General features: G+C 68.0%; 15 protein-coding genes. 5 read left to right on the forward strand and 10 right to left on the reverse strand.

The genetic code is table 11. The features are described 5' to 3' along the window. Positions 1–444: 444 nt before the first annotated feature. Positions 445–1770, forward strand: a complete 1326-nt coding sequence (locus NMQ03_RS06525) for a SufS family cysteine desulfurase (RefSeq protein ID WP_255174902.1) — start codon at positions 445–447, stop codon at positions 1768–1770. Between the two features lie 22 nt (positions 1771–1792). After that, positions 1793–2242 carry a Fe-S cluster assembly sulfur transfer protein SufU gene (gene sufU / locus NMQ03_RS06530; protein ID WP_159632488.1) on the forward strand — a complete coding sequence of 150 codons (450 nt, stop codon included), beginning with the start codon at positions 1793–1795 and terminating at the stop codon, positions 2240–2242. Between the two features lie 88 nt (positions 2243–2330). On the opposite strand, the gene NMQ03_RS06535 is transcribed toward sufU, so the two are convergent. Genes NMQ03_RS06535 through NMQ03_RS06545 form a run of 3 tightly spaced genes read right to left on the reverse strand, consistent with a single transcriptional unit; the run spans position 2331 to position 4603 of the window. Continuing rightward, positions 2331–2552 carry an SCO4848 family membrane protein gene (locus NMQ03_RS06535; RefSeq protein WP_255174903.1) on the reverse strand — a complete coding sequence of 74 codons (222 nt, stop codon included), beginning with the start codon at positions 2550–2552 and terminating at the stop codon, positions 2331–2333. Between the two features lie 3 nt (positions 2553–2555). Further along, complete coding sequence (locus NMQ03_RS06540; RefSeq protein ID WP_255174904.1) at positions 2556–3053, reverse strand: DUF2505 domain-containing protein; 498 nt, start codon at positions 3051–3053, stop codon at positions 2556–2558. Between the two features lie 44 nt (positions 3054–3097). Next, positions 3098–4603: an SDR family oxidoreductase gene (locus NMQ03_RS06545; RefSeq protein ID WP_255174905.1), complete on the reverse strand. Its 1506-nt coding sequence runs from the start codon at positions 4601–4603 to the stop codon at positions 3098–3100. A 235-nt stretch (positions 4604–4838) separates the two neighbouring features. Here NMQ03_RS06545 and mfd point away from each other — a divergent pair, with 235 nt between their 5' ends. Further along, positions 4839–8525 (forward strand): transcription-repair coupling factor, encoded by a 3687-nt coding sequence (gene mfd / locus NMQ03_RS06550; RefSeq protein WP_255174906.1) that lies wholly within the window; start codon positions 4839–4841, stop codon positions 8523–8525. A gap of 6 nt (positions 8526–8531) precedes the next feature. Beyond that, a complete protein-coding gene (locus NMQ03_RS06555) occupies positions 8532–9344 on the forward strand; it encodes a metal-dependent hydrolase (protein WP_255174907.1) in 813 nt (270 codons plus the stop codon). A gap of 80 nt (positions 9345–9424) precedes the next feature. On the opposite strand, the gene NMQ03_RS06560 is transcribed toward NMQ03_RS06555, so the two are convergent. From NMQ03_RS06560 to nirB, 6 genes are all read right to left on the reverse strand, one after another. Then, positions 9425–9688, reverse strand: a complete 264-nt coding sequence (locus NMQ03_RS06560; RefSeq protein WP_255174908.1) for a hypothetical protein — start codon at positions 9686–9688, stop codon at positions 9425–9427. 52 nt (positions 9689–9740) lie between these two features. Continuing rightward, positions 9741–10460 (reverse strand): deoxyribose-phosphate aldolase, encoded by a 720-nt coding sequence (gene deoC, locus NMQ03_RS06565; protein WP_255174909.1) that lies wholly within the window; start codon positions 10458–10460, stop codon positions 9741–9743. A 147-nt stretch (positions 10461–10607) separates the two neighbouring features. Next, complete coding sequence (locus NMQ03_RS06570) at positions 10608–11477, reverse strand: FAD-dependent oxidoreductase (protein ID WP_255174910.1); 870 nt, start codon at positions 11475–11477, stop codon at positions 10608–10610. Positions 11478–11701: 224 nt separating this feature from the next. Next, positions 11702–12850, reverse strand: a complete 1149-nt coding sequence (locus tag NMQ03_RS06575; protein ID WP_255174911.1) for a uroporphyrinogen-III synthase — start codon at positions 12848–12850, stop codon at positions 11702–11704. Positions 12851–12864: 14 nt separating this feature from the next. Next, entirely contained in the window at positions 12865–13896 is a 1032-nt protein-coding gene (cobA, locus tag NMQ03_RS06580) for a uroporphyrinogen-III C-methyltransferase (protein WP_255174912.1), read from the reverse strand. A 2-nt stretch (positions 13897–13898) separates the two neighbouring features. After that, the gene (nirB, locus tag NMQ03_RS06585) at positions 13899–16538 is read right to left on the reverse strand and encodes a nitrite reductase large subunit NirB (RefSeq protein WP_255174913.1); all 2640 of its coding nucleotides are present in this window, start codon (positions 16536–16538) and stop codon (positions 13899–13901) included. Between the two features lie 259 nt (positions 16539–16797). Between nirB and nirD the strand changes: the two genes are divergently transcribed. Further along, positions 16798–17178, forward strand: coding sequence for a nitrite reductase small subunit NirD (gene nirD, locus NMQ03_RS06590; protein WP_255174914.1), 381 nt, complete (start codon positions 16798–16800; stop codon positions 17176–17178). 49 nt (positions 17179–17227) lie between these two features. Here the strand turns inward: nirD and NMQ03_RS06595 are convergent, their stop codons facing one another. After that, entirely contained in the window at positions 17228–18976 is a 1749-nt protein-coding gene (locus NMQ03_RS06595) for a phospho-sugar mutase (RefSeq protein WP_255174915.1), read from the reverse strand. Between the last annotated feature and the right edge of the window lie 30 nt (positions 18977–19006).

Below are 19006 nucleotides of genomic sequence, written 5' to 3' on the forward strand. Positions count from 1 at the left end.
GTGCAGGTAGCCGGTGCCCACGGGACGCCGGTACCCGGTGCCCACGGGACGCCGGTACCCGCTGCCCGCGGGACGCCGGCCGCGTAGGAGCACCGCGCCCCGGTAGTTCTCCCCCGGGGATTCGAGTACTTCCTACTCGTGTACGGGAGGCCGCCACGGGCTTTACTTAAGGAGGCAAAGCAAAGCGGCCGGCTGGAAGCCGCGGAGCAGGCCGAACAGGACATTGAGGCCCTCTCAACTTCCGGTCCCCTCGGGGCCCGGGCATAGACGGGGCCGGCGACGTCAGAGTCTTCTGAGACCGAGACTCTCCCCCCAGCCGTCGCCGGCCCTCTGCTCCCTCGGCTGAAGCCCGGGGCAGCGGTGGCGGCTGCCCCTCCCGGGCGGCCGCCGCAGCCGTGTGTGGGACAATTGGGTGTCAGACATTGGCAGCCCAAGGAGTTCGTTTTGGCCGTAGTATCAACGCCAGCCACACTGGAACATGCCGTCCCTGTCATGGACAACGCCGAGGTGCTGCGCATCCGCAATGACTTCCCGGTCCTCAACCAGCTGGTCAACGGGCAACCGCTGGTCTACCTCGACTCCGGGGCCACGTCGCAAAATCCCTTGAGCGTCATCGAGGCGGAGCAGGAGTTCTACGAGCAGCGCAACGCTGCCGTGCACCGCGGGGCCCACCATCTTGCCGTGGAGGCCACGGAAGTCTTCGAAGATGCCAGGCAGACCATTGCCGACTTCATCGGTGCGGACTATGCCGAAACCATCTGGACGTCCAACGCCACAGAAGGACTGAACCTCCTGTCCTATGCGCTGTCCAATGCCGGGCTGTGGGCTGCCCAGGGGCGTGGCGACCAAGCCCTCAGGGGACTGGCCCTGAAGCCCGGCGACGAAATCGTGGTGACGGAAATGGAGCACCACGCCAACCTGATTCCGTGGCAGGAGCTGGCATTCCGTACGGGGGCCACACTCCGCTACATCCCCATCGGGGATGACGGCAGCCTCCGCATGGAGCAGGCGGAAAGCATCATCGGCCCGCGCACCAAAGTCCTGGCCTTCACCCACGCCTCCAACGTCCTGGGAATCATCAACCCCGTGCAGGAGCTGACGGCCCTTGGACATGCCGCGGGCGCCCTGGTCGTCCTGGATGCCTGCCAATCCGCGCCGCACCTGCCCTTGGATGTCAAGGAGCTGGACGTGGATTTCGCGGTCTTCTCCGGCCACAAGATGCTTGCCCCCACCGGGATCGGAGTGCTGTACGGGCGCCAGGAGTTCCTGGATATCCTGCCGCCGTTCCTGACGGGCGGATCGATGATCACCACTGTCACCATGGAACGGGCCGAATACCTTCCGGCGCCCCAGCGTTTCGAAGCCGGGACGCAGCGCATCTCCCAGGCGGTGGCCCTGGCCGCCGCCGCCAACTACCTGACCGAGACGGGGCTGGACCGCATCCACCGGTGGGAGGCAGAGCTGGGCCAGCGCATGGTGGCGGGACTGGAGGGCATTCCCGGCATCAGGGTCCTGGGTCCGGCCGCCGGCCGGGAACGGATCGGCCTTGCCGCGTTCGACGTCGAAGGTGTCCACGCCCACGACGTCGGGCAGTTCCTGGACTCACGGGGAATTGCCGTCCGCGTGGGGCACCACTGCGCCCAGCCGCTGCACCGAAGGCTGGGCCTGACCGCCACCACCCGGGCCAGCGCCTACCTCTACAACACCACTGACGACGTGGACCGCTTCCTCGAAGCCGTCGCGGGCGTCCGGGCCTACTTCCGCGCCTAGCGGAGAAGACGAAAGGTACACCATGAGCCTTGACCAGCTGTACCAGCAGATCATCCTGGATCATTCCAAGGCCCGCCACGGCAGCGGGCTCGCCGCCACGGAAGCGCCTGAAGGCACGTCCACGGGGCAGTCGCACCAGCTCAACCCGGTGTGCGGAGACGAAGTGACCCTCCGGCTTGCCGTCCAGGAGGGAAAGGTGGCCCAGATTGCCTGGGACGGGGCCGGGTGCTCCATCTCCATGGCCTCCGCGTCGGTCCTCACCGATCTCGCCGAAGGCATGACGGTGGCCGAACTGCATGAAGTCATCGACAGCTTCCGGGAGGTGCTGCGCTCCCGGGGCAAGGTCCACGCCGATCCTGAACTGCTGGGGGATGCCGCTGCGTTCGAGGGAGTTGCCCGCTACGCCGCCCGGGTCAAGTGCGCCATGATTTCCTGGGTGGCGGCCGAGGACGCGCTCAACCAGGCAGCCTGAGCCGGACAGCAAACAGCCCGGGCCTTCCTCCAGCAGGAGGAAGGCCCGGGCTGTTTCGTGCGGAAAACGCCTGGCTTGGCCGGGAAGCTCAGCCGAGCAGGCCGAGGACGCCGATCACGGCGGTGGCCAGTCCGAGCACCATGGAGATGCTCACCAGCACTACATGCACGGTCAGGAACCTGGTTGCCTCGCCGGCGGCATCACGGGCCCGCGGATCCTTCATCACCCGGCGCAGGAACTGCGGCCAGACCACCAGGGACCAGACGCCGGCGATGATCAGGACCAGCGCGGCGAAGACGGGAAGCTGCATGGGCTAGTGGCTTTCCAGCCAGGCCTGCGCCTGGGCAGCCTGCAGGTTCAGTGCCTTGGCCACCATGGGCTCAGCGGCGTCGGCGATCTTTCCGCCCAGGAACGGGACGGAGGACTTCACGGCGCCTTCCAGCTCAACGCGCGTTCCGCCGCCGTCAGCCACCAGCCGCTGCACGGCCGTGACATCCACCGGGGCGCCGGCGATCTTCAGCGAGATGTTGCTCTGGCGGGAGCCGTCTGCCGAGGGTGCTTCCCAGTTCTCCACCTGGGTCACCTTGAGGTTCTCACCCACGAATTTCCGGGCGATTTCCGGCAGCCGCGTGGTGGGGAGGGTGCGTACGGACGTGGTGTTGAAGGCCCCTGCAGTGTCGCCGTCCACGCTGAAGGATTCCAGGGTGCCGCCCACCAGCTGGCTGACGTGGCGCTGGAAATCTTCGTTCACCAGCACAGCGGCAACGCTGTCAACGGAGTGCGGAAGGGTGGTGGTTGCGCTCAGCGCCATGGGTCCTCCTGGGACGTCGGGAAAGGATTTACGCCTCCAACATCCTACGGGGTCAGCTGGGCGCGGTCCGCATCGGCCAGTTTCTGCGCGGCCGTGGTGATGTTCCGTGCCATGGCGGGGAAGATCAGGCTGTGGAAGGGAAGGACGGCGAGCCAGTAGAGCCGTCCGCTCAGGCCCTTGGGAAAGAAAATGGCGCGCTGCCGGTAGCGGCTGCCACCGCCGTCGGGCTCCACGGACAGCTCCAGCCATGCCCGCCCCGGCGCACGCATCTCCGCCCGCAGCCGCAGCAGGCTGCCGTGTTCGATCTTCTCCACCCGCCACCAGTCCACAACTTCCCCCGTCACCAGCGTGTGCGGGTGCCGGCGGCCGCGGAGCAGGCCTGCGCCGCCGGTGAGTTTGTCCAGCCAGCCACGGACCTGCCAGGCCAGGGGCAGCGAGTACCAGCCGTTGCGTCCGCCGATGCCTTCAATAATGGTCCAGACATGGGCGGGATCCACGTCGCCGTGGAACGTCCGCTCGTCGATGTACACCTTGTGCCCGGCCCAGTCGGGGTCGCTGGGCAGCGGGTCGGAGTCGGCGCCCGCATTGGCCCACGTGGTTTCCACCTGGCCGTCCCGCTCCTTGCCCAGTGCCAGGGCCACCGCTGTCCGGTAAGGGGTGAGGCCGCCGTCGGGCTGGGGAATGTACTGGTCGACGTCGTGCTCGTTGGACACCGCGTCATGCTGCAGGGACTGGACCAGGGGTACGGCCATGGAGAGCGGTATGGGGGTGGTGAGGGCCACCCACATGCCGGCGAGCTTGGGTGCCGGCACCGGCAGCGCCAGCACCACGCGGTAGGGCAGTCCCGCCTCCGCGGCATACTCCTTCATCATCCCCGCGTAGGTCAGCACCTGCCGGCAGCCGATGTCGAAGGTCCGGTTGATGGCGCCCTCCAGGGACGCGGCGGACACCAGGTAGTACAGGACATCGCGCACAGCGATGGCCTCGATCCTGTTGCGCACCCAGCTTGGCGCCGGCATCAGCGGCAGCGTCTCGGAGAGGTGGCGGATCATTTCGAAGGACGCGGAGCCGGAACCGATCACCACGCCCGCCTGGAAGACGACGGCGTCCACCGGGCTGTCCAGGAACACCTTGCCCACCGCCTCCCTGGACCGCATGTGGGTGGACAGCTCGACGTCTTGGGGATGCAGACCGCCCAGGTACACGATCCGCTGCACTCCCGCGGCGGCGGCAGCGTCCGCGGCGGTCCTGGCCATGGCCTTTTCCTTCGCTTCGAACCCGGCGCCTGCCGCCATGGAATGGACCAGGTAGTAGAAGACGTCGACGCCGGACAGGGCGTCGCGGAGGGCGTCGCCGTCATCGAGGCTGCTTTGCACGACGTCCACTTTGTCCCGCCACGGGACACCGGCGATCTTCTCGGGAGAGCGGACCAGCACTTTCACGGTGTGGCCTGCCTCGATCAGCCTGGGCACCAGCCGGCCGCCGATGTAGCCGGTGGCACCGGTAACGAGGACGGTCTTCGGTGTTGGCTGGGCACTCATTGCAGTCATGCTGGCTCCTGTTCGTCCCAAGCAATTCGCAGCGGCGGCCCATGAGGACGGCTGCCCCGGCGAAAAGGCTGCGGAAATGGATCGGCTTTGCCAGCCTAGATCCATTCCCCGGAGATAGGTGCCGTGCTGCCATGTCGTTCCTGCGCGGTAGGCTGGGAGTACCCGGGATTCGCAGAGAATTTCGGGTTTTCGCGTTGCCTGCTTGTTTTCGATGAACACCACAGGAGCTTCTGCCATGAGTCTTCCCGGCCAGTCCGCCGCCGGCACATCCAGCACGGGCAAGTCCGCCGCGCTCCCGACGCTGGACGGACTCCGCCGCGCCCTTGAACCGGACCAGACATTCGCCCGGGTCGGTGCCGAGGCCGCCCGTGGCTTTGCCGTCCGCGGCCAGGATTACCAGATCAGTGCCCCCGCGGGCCTGCGCCCCGTGCTGCTGGCGGAGATGGCGGACGGCCTCGCCGCGGCCGCAGCAGAACAGTCCGCGGAGCCGGGCGTCGTGCTTGCCGTCACCGCCACCGGCCGTGAGGCGGAGGACCTGTCCGCAGCCCTGCGCGCCTACCTGCCCGCCCATTCGGTTGCAGAGTTCCCCAGCTGGGAGACCCTCCCGCACGAGCGGCTTTCGCCCCGTTCGGACACCGTGGGCCGCCGGCTGTCCGTGCTGCGCCGGCTGGCACATCCGGAAAGTTCGACGACGGCCCGGCTGCGCGTCGTCGTCGCGCCCGTCCGCGCCGTGGTCCAGCCCGTGGTGGTAAGCCTTGGCGACCTGGTGCCCGTCACCCTCAAGGTTGGCCAGGACGTTCCGTTCAGCAGCGTGGTGAAGAGCCTCGCCGACGCCGCCTACGCCAGGGTGGACATGGTGACGCACCGCGGCGAGTTCGCTGTCCGCGGCGGCATCATCGACGTCTTCCCGCCCACGGAGGACCATCCCATCCGCGTTGAGTTTTTCGGGGACGAGGTGGACCAGATGCGCTGGTTCGCGGTGGCCGACCAGCGCTCGCTGTCCGCCCCGGGCATCCACCACCCCACCGAACTTCACGCCCCGCCATGCCGGGAAATCCTGATCACCCCCTCCGTGATGTCCCGCGCGGCCACGCTGAAATCCCAGCTTCCGGCCGCCGCCGACATGCTGGAGAAGATCGCCGGCGGCATCGCGGTTGAAGGCATGGAGTCGCTGGCGCCTGTCCTGGTGGATGCGATGGTTCCGTTCGTGGACCAGCTGCCGGCCGATTCCATCGCCGTGGTGATCGAACCGGAGAAGGTGCGCACCCGCGCCCACGACCTCGCTGCCACCAACGAGGAGTTCCTTGAGGCGGCGTGGTCCACCGCGTCCGACGGCGGCTCGGCACCTTTGGACCTCAGCTCACAGGCGTCGGCCGCGCTGCATTCGGCGAGCTTCCGGTCGCTGGCCGAAACCCGCGGCTCAGCGCTGGCGCACGGCGTGTCCTGGTGGTCCATCACCTCGCTGGCCCAGGATGCGGAGCTGCTGCCGGAGATCGACGTGCTGAACCTGCACGCCCGGGAACCCCGTGGCTACCAGGGCGACGTTGCCGAGATGATGGACTTCATCGGCTCGCACGTCCGCGACCAGTGGCGGATCGTGGTGGCCACCGAGGGCCCGGGGCCTGCGCAGCGCCTGGCGGAACTCTTCCACGAGAACGACATCCCCTGCGCCCGGGTGGACAGCCTGGACCACGAGCCCCAGGCGGGCATCATCGAGGTAACCACTGCCGCCGTCGGCCGTGGGTTTGTCCTGGACGGGCTCAAGATCGGCCTGCTCACCGAGGCCGACCTGCTGGGCCGAACCTCTGCCGGGTCCACCAAGGACATGCGGCGGATGCCCTCCAAGCGGCGCAACGCCGTCGACCCCCTGCAGCTGGTGGCGGGGGACCATGTGGTCCACGAACAGCACGGCATCGGCCGGTTCGTGGAACTTATCCAGCGCAAGGTGGCCGGCGGCGGCGACGGTGTGCGGGAATACCTGGTGCTGGAATACGCACCCGCCAAGCGCGGCGCCCCCGGCGACCGCCTGTTTGTCCCCACAGACCAGCTGGACCAGGTGACCCGGTATGTCGGTGGCGATGCTCCGGTGCTGAGCAAGATGGGCGGCGCGGACTGGGCCAGCACCAAGTCCAAGGCCCGCAAGGCAGTCAAGGAGATCGCCGGTGAACTGATCCGGCTGTACTCGGCCCGCATGGCCTCCCGCGGCCACGCCTTCGGCCCCGACACCCCCTGGCAGCGCGAGCTCGAGGAAGCCTTCCCCTACGTGGAGACGCCGGACCAGTTGACCACCATCAACGAGGTCAAGGCGGACATGGAGCGGGAAATCCCCATGGACCGGCTGGTGTCCGGCGACGTGGGCTACGGCAAGACCGAAATTGCGGTGCGCGCTGCGTTCAAGGCCGTGCAGGACGGCAAGCAGGTGGCGGTGCTGGTGCCCACCACCCTGCTGGCCCAGCAGCACTACGAGACCTTCACCGAGCGGTTCTCCGGTTTTCCCCTGCGCGTCAAGCCGCTGTCCCGGTTCCAGTCCGCCAAGGAGTCCAAGGAAACCGCCGAGGGCGTCAAGAGCGGCGCCGTGGACGTGGTGATCGGCACCCACCGGCTGCTGTCCAAGGACTTCGAGTTCAAGGACCTCGGCCTGGTGATCGTGGATGAGGAACAGCGGTTCGGCGTTGAGCACAAGGAAGCGCTGAAGAAGATGCGCACCAACGTGGACGTCCTGGCCATGAGTGCCACCCCGATTCCCCGCACCCTGGAGATGTCCCTCACCGGCATCCGGGAAACCTCCACACTGGCAACCCCGCCGGAGGAGCGGCACCCGGTGCTGACCTACGTTGGCCCGTACACGGACAAGCAGACCTCCGCCGCCATCCGCCGCGAGCTGATGCGCGAAGGGCAGGTGTTCCTGGTCCACAACCGGGTGTCCACCATCGAACGGACCGCGGCGAAGATCCGCGAACTGGTCCCGGAAGCCCGGGTTGAGGTGGCGCACGGCAAGATGTCCGAAAGCCGCCTGGAACAGATCATCGTGGACTTCTGGGAACGGCGCTTCGATGTCCTGGTGTGCACCACCATCATCGAGACCGGCCTGGACATCTCCAACGCCAACACGCTGATCGTGGACGGGGCGGACAAGTACGGTCTGTCGCAGCTGCACCAGCTCCGCGGCCGTGTGGGCCGTGGCCGCGAACGTGCCTACGCGTACTTCCTGTACCCCTCCGAGAAACCCCTGGGTGAGGTGGCGCTGGAACGGCTCAAAGCCGTTGCCGCCCACAACGAGCTCGGTGCCGGGATGCAGCTGGCCATGAAGGACCTGGAGATCCGCGGTGCCGGCAACCTGCTGGGCGGGGAACAGTCCGGCCACATCCAGGGGGTGGGTTTCGACCTGTACATCCGCCTGGTGGGCGAGGCCGTGGCGGACTTCCGTGGCGAAGCAGAAGAGAAGGCCGCGGAGATGAAGATCGAGCTGCCGGTCAACGCGCACCTGCCGCACGACTACGTTCCCGGCGAAAGGCTTCGCCTGGAGGCCTACAGGAAGCTCGCCGCAGCCCTCACCAACGAGGCCATCGACGAGGTCCAGGCCGAGCTGGTGGACCGCTACGGCGAGCTGCCGCTGCCTGCCCGGAACCTGGTGGAAGTGGCACGGTTCCGTGTCGCCGCCCGCGAGGCCGGCCTCTCCGACGTGGCGCTGCAGGGCAACTTCATCAAGTTCTCCCCGGCCTCGCTCCCGGAGTCCAAGACCATGCGGCTGAACCGGATGTACCCGGGATCGCAGTCCAAGCCGGCCATGGACGCCATCCTCATTCCCAAGCCCAAGACGGCACGGATCGGCGGCCGGGACCTCCAGGACGCCGAGATCCTGGAATGGGCCAACGGCGTCATCCGGAATATCTTCTCCGACGCCCCGCTGGCGGTGAGTTAGCACTTGATGGGAGGACACCACGCCGCGTCGGGAGCCGCGGCGTGGGTAGCTGTTGCGTCCACCGGCCCGTACACCCTGGGCTGGTACCCGCTGGATCCCACCGGCATCCTGATCGGCGGCATGGCCACCGCGGGCACCGCACTGGTGTGCGACTGGGACCACCGGTCCAGCACGGTGGCCCATTCGCTGCCGCCGCTGTCCAACGTGATTGCGCGCGGCATTGAGAATGCCAGCGGCGGGCACCGGCAGGGCACGCACTCCATCCTCGGGGCGGCGTTCTTCGTCTTCCTGGTAAGCCTGGCATCGCAGATCCACATGGACACAGACTGGGGGCGCCTGTCCGTCGGCGCCGGGCTGTTGTGCATGTTCCTGATCAACATCGCGGCGAAGGCACTGAAACTCTTTCCCAAGAGCGGCTTCATCTCCAACTGGATCTTCGCGCTGGTCATGGTAAGCCTGGTCACGGCCTACGCGCCGGAACAGTGGACCTGGCTGCCCACGTCGATGCTGATCGGGGTGGTGGTGCACATCGTCGGAGACCTCATCACCACCGGGGGAGTGCCGCTGCTGTGGCCGCTCGTGGTCCGGCCGCCGAAAATGCTCCGCCGGCTGCCCTTGCTGCGGAACATCTGGCGTGCCAACGGCGCCCTGTCCGTGCCGCTGCTGGGCCGCGCGGGTTCCAAGCGGGAATGGCTGGTGCTGATCCCGGTGAGCGCCTACGCCATGGTGGGGATGACCATGGTAAGCTGGGCCATTGCCCAGCACCACTGGGGCCGCGTGGCGGCAGCCGCAGGCGCCTGGATCAGGCTCTGGTTCTAGCCGGCGGCACCATTATCACCAGACGAAGAAGGGACCCCGGACAATGTCCGGGGTCCCTTCTTGTGCTGCTGATCAGGTCTTTAGTGCTCGCCGGCCGAGTCCGAACGGCCAAAGATGGTCTGCGGAAGCCAGAATGCCAGGGCGAAGAGGCCCAGGCAGACGGCCATGGGCCACGGGTTGCCCAGGGTGAGGAAGGACAGTGAGTAGATGGCGCCCAGGAACAGGGCGAAGCAGATCACGAACAGGACCACGCTGGTGGCGAGGTTGTTTTCGTTCTGCGGGGTCCGGACCGATTCCTGGCTGGACGCCGAGTCCCTGCTGGACGCGTTGATCTGGCTGGACATGTGTTCCTCCTCGGCCCCGCGGGGCTTGATCTGTGGCGGCTTCCGGCCAGGGTCAGTAAGCGGCTGAACCCTGTTCACCCTTGACGATGGCAATTCCGGAGCTGGCACCAATTCGTGTTGCACCTGCTGCAATCATAGCCTGCGCATCGGCAAGGGACCGTACGCCCCCGGAGGCCTTGACCCCCACCTCCGGGCCCACGGTCCTGCGCATCAGGGCCACGTCCTCGACGGTGGCGCCCCCGCCGTTGAACCCCGTGGAGGTCTTCACGAAGTCGGCTCCGGCCTCCACGGCAGCCTGGCACGCCAGCACCTTCTGCTCATCCGTCAGCAGGGCTGTTTCGATGATCACTTTCAGGATGGCACCGCCGGCGTGCACGGTCTCAGCCACGGCGGCGATGTCCTCCGTCAGGGCGCCCTTGTCACCGGCCCTGGCGGCAGCAATGTTGATCACCATGTCCACCTCTTCGGCGCCGTCCAGGACTGCGCCGCGGGCTTCGAACGATTTCACGTCCGTGGGAGTGGCCCCCAGGGGGAAGCCCACCACGGAGCAGGTGAGGACGCCCGAGCCCCTGAGGGCGGTGGTGACGGTCTTGACCCAGATGGGATTGACGCAGACCGACTTGAACCGGTACTCGGCCGCCTCGGCGCAGACCTTCAGTACGTCAGCTTCCGAGGCCTCAGGCTTGAGCAGCGTGTGGTCAATGTAGGAGGCGATGTCCGCGCGGCCGTCCGGGTGGGCGGTGCCTGCGTGAACGGTGGCTTCGTTGCTCATGATGGTCCTCTCGGAGTGCCTTGTGGGCCCGGCGTTGACTCGGTTTCGGGAACCATCTTGTCACAGCGGGCCGCACCGCAGCATGCCCCACCCGGAGCGCCGGGAGCGCCAGGAGAGCCCGGCGCCCCCGCAGCGGGGCACGGCCGCTCAGGCCGCCTGCAGGGCCGGCGCTTCCGCTGCCGCCGTCAGCAGCTGGGTGGCGCAGGCGCCTGCCGCCGAAGCCGCTGCCACCAGCAGTCCCAGCCGCACGCCGTCGAACGCTGCCGCGTCCCCGATCGCCCAGATCCCCGGAACAGACGTGCGGTAGTCCCGGCTGATCACGATGCCACCCCCGGCTGCGGTCTGCAGGCCTGCGCTGGCGGCCAGCCCGTCGCGGGAGACCCGTTCCTCGGCCAGGACAACAAGGTCACCGGTCATGCTGCTGCCATCCTCGAAGACCACGGCGGACGCGGGCGCCCGGGAGGCGGATGCACCGGACACGACAGCAGGGATGACGGCGGCAGGGCGGGCGGTGGTGCGGATGGGCCGGACACCCTTGGCCCGCAGAACCGCTTCGGCCTGTCCCGCCGCGGCTCCGGTGCCCACCAGGATCCCCACCGGGCGCCGCCCCAGCTCCCGTGCCACCTTCTGTACGGAGTTCGCGATGCGCGGTGCGTCGTCGATGGTGGCATAGCTCAGGCATTGCGCGGCCCCGTCCACCGGGTTCGCCACGGGGGCGGAGCCGGTGGCGATGACCAGTTGGTCGTAGGCGAACTCCATGCCGTCAGCCGTGGCCACGGTGCGGTTGACCGCGTCGATGTGGCTGGCAGGCTGGCCAAAGCGTACGGAAACCTGGGGCAGCAGGGCCAGCTCCAGCAGCTCGGCGGGAGTGTCATCGCGGTTGCTCAGCACGGTGATGGTGCCGCTGAACCGGGCGCGGTCCAGCTGCGCCACCAGGGCCTGCGCAGCGGGGCCGGCACCGGCAATGACAATGCGGGTTGCGGTGGAGGTGGACGGTGAGGGTGCCGGAGCGGACATGTGCTGGCCCTTTCGCTGGCGGCCGGTAAGCGGCCGGAACTTCGTGATGGAACACAGCGTAGGCGGGCGTCTTTTCCGGGGTGTTTCCCTTCAGTTGCTGTTTAGCGGACCCGTGTTCGCCAGTATTTACCCGCCGGTAACAGAACCCGTGACGCACCTCTCATTCGTCCGTCCGCCGACACAAAAGCCGCCGCGCCGGGCGCTGGGCGCCCGGCCGCAGCCACCTAGACGCGGATCCGGTACCCGCGCTTGACCACGGTTTCGATCAGCTTGCCGTCCGGCAGCGAGGACCGCAGGCGGCTCACGGTCATGTCCAGCGCGTGGACGGAGCCGCGCAGTTCCAGCAGGTCGGACAGCGATTCGCGGGACAGGACCGCGCCGCCGGCGCCCAGCAGGGCGCGCAGGAGCAGCAGGGGAGCCGGTGCCAGTTCCACCTGCCGGCCGTCGATGCGCAGGCTGCGGCCACGTAGCTCGATGCTCCCGGAGCGGGTCTCCAGCCGCCGGACGTGGTTCAGTGCCAGGTGCTCGCATACCAGCCGGATGAGTGCGCCCATGCGGAACCGCTCGGGGATGAGCGGCGTGATCCCGGCGTCCAGGAGGGGCTGCGCCGTGACAGGACCCACCACGGCCGTGGTGACGTTCAGTTTCAGGCTCTCCACCAGCTGCTTGTAGAGCCCCATCTCATGGGCCGTGCTCCACATGGCGTCCACGGCGGGGGCGCTGGTGAAGGTCAGGACGTCCAGGTTGCCTGTGCAGGCGGCGTCGATCAGCCGCGGAAGCCTGTCCTCGCCGTCGGGCTTGACCCAGCGGTAGGGCGTGACTGTCAGGACCGTGGCACCGGACATCCGCAGGCGCTCGATCTGGCGGACGTCGGTGTAGCCGTGCAGCTGCATGGCGACAGTCTTGCCCCGGACGCCCTCGGTGAGCAGCATGTCCACCAGGGTGGAGGTGGTTTCGTCGCTGCTGATGCCGACGTCGGCAAGGCCGGCCGCGCGCACCGCACCGCGGGCTTTCGGTCCCCGGACGAACATGCGGCAGCTGCCCAGCGTCTCCAGCAGCTCGTCGCCGATCCCGAAGGAATCCGCTGCCTCGCACCAGCGGCGCATGCCATAGGCGGTGGTGGCAATGCAGAGGTCGGGTTTGGCCGCGATGATGGCCCGGGTGTCCTCGATGAGGCGCATGTCCTCCTGGACGGGGGCGATCTTCAGTGCGGGGGCGTGCAGCACTTCAGCGCCGCGCCGTTCCAGGGCCTCGATCAGGTCGCGGGACCGCCGGTCCGAGGTGACGCCGATGCGGAATCCCTCCAGCGGCGACTCCGCGGCGTCGGTGGATTCTTCAGCCTGCGGTGATTCGGCCGGTGCAAGTGCAGTCATGGGGGTCAATCCTTTCATGATCCCAGCAGCGAGGCCGCCAGCCTGTCCAGGTCGGCGGCGGCACCGGCGTGCTGCTGGTTGGCTTCAGCCACCCGCACCACCTCACCGATGACCAGCACGGCCGGGTTGCTGCAGCCGGCCGCGGCAGAGGTGATGGTACCCAGATCGGCGATGGTGGTGCGCTGGCCCGGCCGGTATCCGCGTTCCACCACTGCCATGGGCATGTCCGGGCGCATCCCGGCGCGGCGAAGGCCGGCGGCGAGCTGGTGGAGGGTGCCGATGCCCATGAGCACCACGATGGTGCCGCCCAGGCCGGCCAAGTGGTGGTGCTCCTTTTCGGTGAGCGGTGCATGCCCGGAGACGACGGTGAACATGTGGCTGACTTCCCGGTGGGTGACCGGGATGCCTGCAGCGGCGGGCACCGAGATGGCGCTGGTCACGCCGGACACCACCTGGACCTGGACGCCGGCGGCCACGCAGGCGGCTACTTCCTCGCCTCCGCGGCCGAACACGTAGGGGTCCCCGCCCTTGAGGCGGACCACATTGTTCCCGGCCAGTGCGCTTTCCACCATCAGCTTTTCGATATCCGACTGGCTGACCTTGTGGTGCCCCGGCTTCTTTCCCACATCCACCAGTTCCGCGGACGTCAGCAGCGGCAGTTCCTGGTACGGAGCGAGGCGGTCATAAAACACCACGTCCGCATCGCGCAGCGCCTTGACGGCGGCCACGGTGAGCAGGTCGCTGGTGCCCGGGCCGCCCCCTACCAGGGTGACGTGCCCGGCGGCACCGGCGGCAGGTTCGGCAGCGACGGGGATGCCTGCGTCCCGGCAGCGGTCCAGGAGGCCGGCCCAGCCGGGCTGCCCGTCCTCGACGGCGGCAACCAGGAACAGTCCTTTGGGCAGCGGGGCGCCCTGGGCGTTGTACGGGCTGGTGAGGCGGTGGACGACGGCGCCCGCGGCTTTGTACCGCCGCACCGCCTGCCGCGCGGCAGCAGGGGTGCCGGTCACCAGGACGTCCCGGCCGGTGAGGTCGATACTGAGCTGCATGGTTATGCCTCGTTTCCAGGGGTGGTCGTGGTGGTGCGGACCGGGATGGAGGCCCCGATCAGGACTTTCCCCTTCTCCTCCGCAGTGGCGGGCCGCATCTGGCCGCGCTCGTCCGGAACGAAGGTGATGGAGTCGTCTTTTTGGTCGGGTGCGTTGACGAACGAGCGGAACCGGCGCAGGCGCTCGGGGTCCTTCAGGGTGTCAGCCCACTCGTCGACGTAGGTGTCCACGTGCTTGGCCATGGCAGCCTCGAGGTCTGCGGCGATGCCCAGCGTGTCCTTGACCACCACGTCCTCCACGTGTTTGATGCCGCCGTCGAGCTCTTCCTGCCACCGGGCCGTGCGCTGCAGGCGGTCCGCCGTGCGGATGTAGTACATGAAGTAGCGGTCGATGTACTTGATCAGGGTCTCGTCGTCCAGGTCCTTGGCCAGCAGCTGTGCGTGCGCCGGCGTGGCTCCGCCGTTGCCGCCCACATAGAGGTTCCAGCCGTCGGCGGTGGCGATCACGCCCACGTCCTTGCCGCGGGCCTCGGCGCATTCGCGGGCGCAGCCGGAGACGCCCATCTTGAGCTTGTGCGGGCTCCGCAGGCCGCGGTAGCGCAGCTCCAGCTGGATGGCCATGGCTACGGAGTCCTGGACACCGAACCGGCACCAGGTGGAACCGACGCAGGACTTCACCGTCCGCAGGCTCTTGCCGTAGGCCTGGCCGGACTCGAAGCCGGCGTCCACCAGTTCCTTCCAGATCTCCGGGAGCTGTTCCAGCCGGGCGCCGAACATGTCGATCCGCTGGCCGCCGGTGATCTTGGTGTACAGGCCGTACTTTTCGGCGACGGCGGCGATCACTCCGAGCTTCTTCGGGGTGATTTCGCCACCGGCGATGCGGGGGACCACCGAGTAGGTGCCGTCCTTCTGCATGTTGGCCAGGGCGCGGTCGTTGGTGTCCTGCAGGGTTCCGCGGCCTGCGTCCAGCACGTAGGCGCTGTTCTGGCTGGCCAGGATGTTGGCGATGGTGGGCTTGCAGATGTCGCAGCCGTCGCCGGTGCCGTACTTGGCCATGATCTCCTCGAAGGAGGTCAGTCCCAGGACACGGATGGCGTCGAAGAGTTCCTGCCTGGACAGTTCAATGTGCTCGCACAGGGCCTTGGAGACCTCGACGCCGGACTTGGTCAGCTCAGTTTCCAGCAGCTTCTTCAGCATCGGCACGCAGGAGCCGCACTGGGTGCCGGCCCGGGTGCAGCCCTTCAGCTCGCCCAGCTCCTGGACGGGGGCGTTGCCCTCGCAGGCGCCGCAGCCGTTGATGGTGTCCCGGATGGTTCCCGCGGTGACGTTGTTGCAGGAGCACAAGGTGGCGTCGTCGGGCAGTTCGGTTTCGGGAGCATCGCCGCCGCCGGCCGCGCTGAGGAATGCGCCGGGCTCCGCGGGAAGTTCGCGGCCCAGGAGCGGGCGCAGGCTCATGTACGGAGAGGCGTCGCCCACGAAGATGCCGCCGAGGAGGGTCTTCGCGTCGTCGGTGGTCACGATCTTCTGGTACACGCCGCGGGCGGGGTCGGCGTAGACGATTTCCAGGGCGTGTTCGGTCCGGGCGAAGGCGTCACCGAAACTGGCTACATCCACCCCGGACAGCTTGAGCTTGGTGGCGGTGTCGAAGCCCGGGAAGGTGGCGTCGCCGCCGTGAAGCCGGTCGGCCACGATCTCGGCCATGGTGTTGGCGGGGGCCACCAGGCCCAGGCACATGCCGCCGAAGTTGGCCACTTCGCCGATGGCCCAGATGCCCGGTACTTCAGTGGCGCAGTAATCGTTGATGACCACCCCGCCGCGGGGGCCCAGGCTGAAGAGCTGGTCTTCGCCCTCGGCTGCGCGGAAGAGTTCGTCGCGGGGTTTGACGCCGACGGCGACAATCACCAGGTCTGCCGGGATGACGCGTTCGTCAGCCATGAGCACTCCGGTGACCTGGCCGTCGTCGTCCGCCAAAATCTCGGACGGGAACACCCCGCCGTGGACCTCGAAGCCCTTGGCTTCGATGAGCCGGCCCAGGGCCTGGCCCGCGCCCTCGTCCAGCTGGGTGTTCATCAGCCAGGGAGCCCCGTTGATGACGACGGGGGTGGCACCGAGCTGCTCGGTGCCGGCGGCCGACTCAAGGCCCAGGAGTCCGCCGCCGATGGTCACCGCGTTGATTTTGCGGCCGAGCTTCGCGGTGAGTTCGACAATGGCTTTGTTGATGGCCCACACGTCCTCGAGCGTCCGGTACACGTGGGCGTGCTCAGCACCGGGGATGGGCAGGCGTACAGCGTCCGACCCCGTGGCCACCACCAGCTGGTCGTACTCGTAGCTGTGGCCGGCGGCGGTTTCCACGCTCTTTGTTTCCGGATTGATCTTCACCACGCGCTCGCCGGTCTTCAGGACCAGCGATCCGTGGTCCCACATGGAGGCGGTGCCCAGGGTGAGGTCCACGCCGGCATCGGTGAGGGCCTTGGAAAGTGCGACCCGGTCGTAGGGGAGGTGGGCTTCCTCGGTGAGGACCGTGACATGCCAGCCGTCGAGGCCGCGGGCATGCATGGCGTCCGCAAAACGGTGGGCCGCTGGGCCGCCGCCGGCGACGACGATGCGGCGCGGAGTCTCTGTGCTTGAAGTCTGTTCGGTCACTGTGGGCCTTTCGCATGGGCCGCAGACGGTGCTCTGCAGCTTGTGCATCCAGCCTAGGAAGGGGCAGTTTCGCCTCAGTTTCCCAATTGTTTCGTCAACTTAACTTCTGCATCACGAACGCATTTCCGCCCGCGTTAGGTCTCTTTTACGCGCCGGACACATTCACCGCACCCCTTTGAAACACCCGGACCCTAGCGTGGGACACGGCCGCAAAAGCTGCCAATGCAAGGGACAACAGGCACAGGGAAAGGAGCCGGACATGACGGCAACACTTGAACTTGGGGCGCTCGCCGCCGAATCAGACACCGCCGGGTTCGGGACCGGCTGGCACCGTGTCTGCATGGTGGATGACCTCGAACCGGCATGGGGCGAGGCCGCCCTGGTGGCAGGCCGCCAGGTGGCACTGTTCCGCACCGGCCCCAGCGAAGTCTTCGCCGTGGCGCACGAGGACCCTGCCACCGGAGCCCACGTCGTGGCCCGCGGCATCCTCGGTTCCAAGGGCACCCGCCCCACGATCGCCTCGCCGCTGCACAAGGAGGTCTACGATCTGGAGACCGGTGAATGCTTCACCACTCCGGGCCTGCGGCTGGCAGCGTTCCGCACCCGTGTCAGGGACGGCTTCGTCGAGGTGGAGCTCTAGGATTTTCCGCAGGGAAAGGGCGCGCCGAAGCGGCGTGCCCTTTCCGTGGTTAAAGACCCAGCGCCTCGCTCACGTCGTGGAGGACTTCGTCCAGCGAGGCGCGCGCAGCCTGGCGTGCCGCCGGCAGTTCCGCGGCGGAGCCCACCTGGTGGATGACTTCCAGGTAGCACTTGAGTTTGGGCTCGGTGCCGCTGGGCCGGATGATCACGCGGGTCAGGTTCCGGGTGATGTAAAGCAGGCCTTCCGTCGGCGGCAGCTGCGCGCTGCCTTCGGCCAGGTCCGTGAATACCTCCACCGCTGACTGCCCGAACGACTCCGGCGGCGAAACCCGGAGGCGGTTCATCATGGCGTCCAGCAGTCCCAGGTCCGCAACCCTGATGCTCAGCTGGTCGCTGGCATGCAGGCCGTGCTGGAGGTAGAGCTCGTCCAGCGTGTCGAAGACCGTCTTGCCTGCGGCTTTGGCAGTGGCCGCGAGTTCGGCGATCAGGACCGCGGCGGAAATGCCGTCCTTGTCCTTCACCTGATCCGGGGCGACGCAGTATCCCAGCGCCTCCTCGTACCCGTAGACCAGCCCCGGGACCCGGGAAATCCACTTGAATCCGGTCAGCGTTTCCTCATGGTCGAGTCCGGCGGCCGCCGCGATGCGCGCCAGCAGACGGGAGGACACAATCGAATTGGCGAACACACGCCGGCCGTCACCCTCCGCGACGGAGTCGCCGTCCGCGAGCCGGGCCACCATGTGGGCGCCCAGCAGGGACCCCACTTCGTCCCCGCGGAGCATGCGCCACGCGCCGGTGTCGGGGTCCTTGGCCGCCACGGCAGCCCTGTCGGCGTCGGGGTCGTTGGCGATGACCAGGTCGGCGTCCAGCCGTGCCGCTGCTTCCAGGGCAAGGTCCAGTGCGCCGGGTTCCTCAGGGTTGGGGAAACTGACGGTGGGGAAATCGGGGTCTGGATCGGCCTGCTCGGCCACCACGGTGACATCCGTGAAACCTGCCGCCTTGAGTACTTCCAGCGCCGTCCCGCCGCCGACGCCGTGCAGCGGGGTCAGGACAATCCGGAGATCGCGGGCCGGAAAGCGCTCCGGCATGGCCAGTGCCGCCGTCGCCCGCTGGTAATCGGCGGCGATGGAGCCGTCCAGGACGGTCCATCCGTCCCCTGCCAGCGCTATGGACTCCAGCGGCCCCACGGCGCTGATGCGCGCGGCGATTTCGGCATCGTACGGCGCCACGATCTGGGCGCCGTCGCCCTCTGCCGTTACCGCGTGCCGCCCCAGGTACACCTTGTACCCGTTGTCCTGCGGCGGGTTGTGGCTGGCGGTGACCATGACGCCGCCGTCGCACTCCAGGGCGCGGACAGCGTAGGCCAGCAGGGGAGTGGGGAGGGCTTCCGGCAGCAGGAAGGTCTCGATGCCGGCCGCGGTGAAGATCGCCGCCGTTTCTGCCGCGAAAATATCCGAGTTGTACCGGGCGTCGTAGCCGACGACGGCACGCGGCCTGGTGCCGGCCGCCGCCTTGGCCACGGCCTCCACCAGGAACGCCGCGAGTCCTGCTGCAGCCCGGCGGACCACCACCCGGTTCATCCGGTTTGGGCCGGGGCCCAGCGCGGCCCGCAGTCCCGCGGTGCCGAACTGCAGTGTGCCGCGGAAGCTGTCTTCCAGTTCCTGCCGGGCCGCGGGATCGCCATCCTCCACAAGGCGGACCAGCCCAAGGAGCGAGGCCTCCGTTGCGGAATCCGGGTCTTGGGCAGCCCATTCGCGGGCTTCGGCGAGCAGGCGAAGTTCGGCATCGGAAGACGTCATGGGCATAACGCTATCGTCATTGCCCGCCCA

Origin of the sequence: Arthrobacter sp. DNA4 (assembly GCF_024362385.1) — a bacterium.
In the GTDB taxonomy this organism is placed as follows: domain Bacteria; phylum Actinomycetota; class Actinomycetes; order Actinomycetales; family Micrococcaceae; genus Arthrobacter.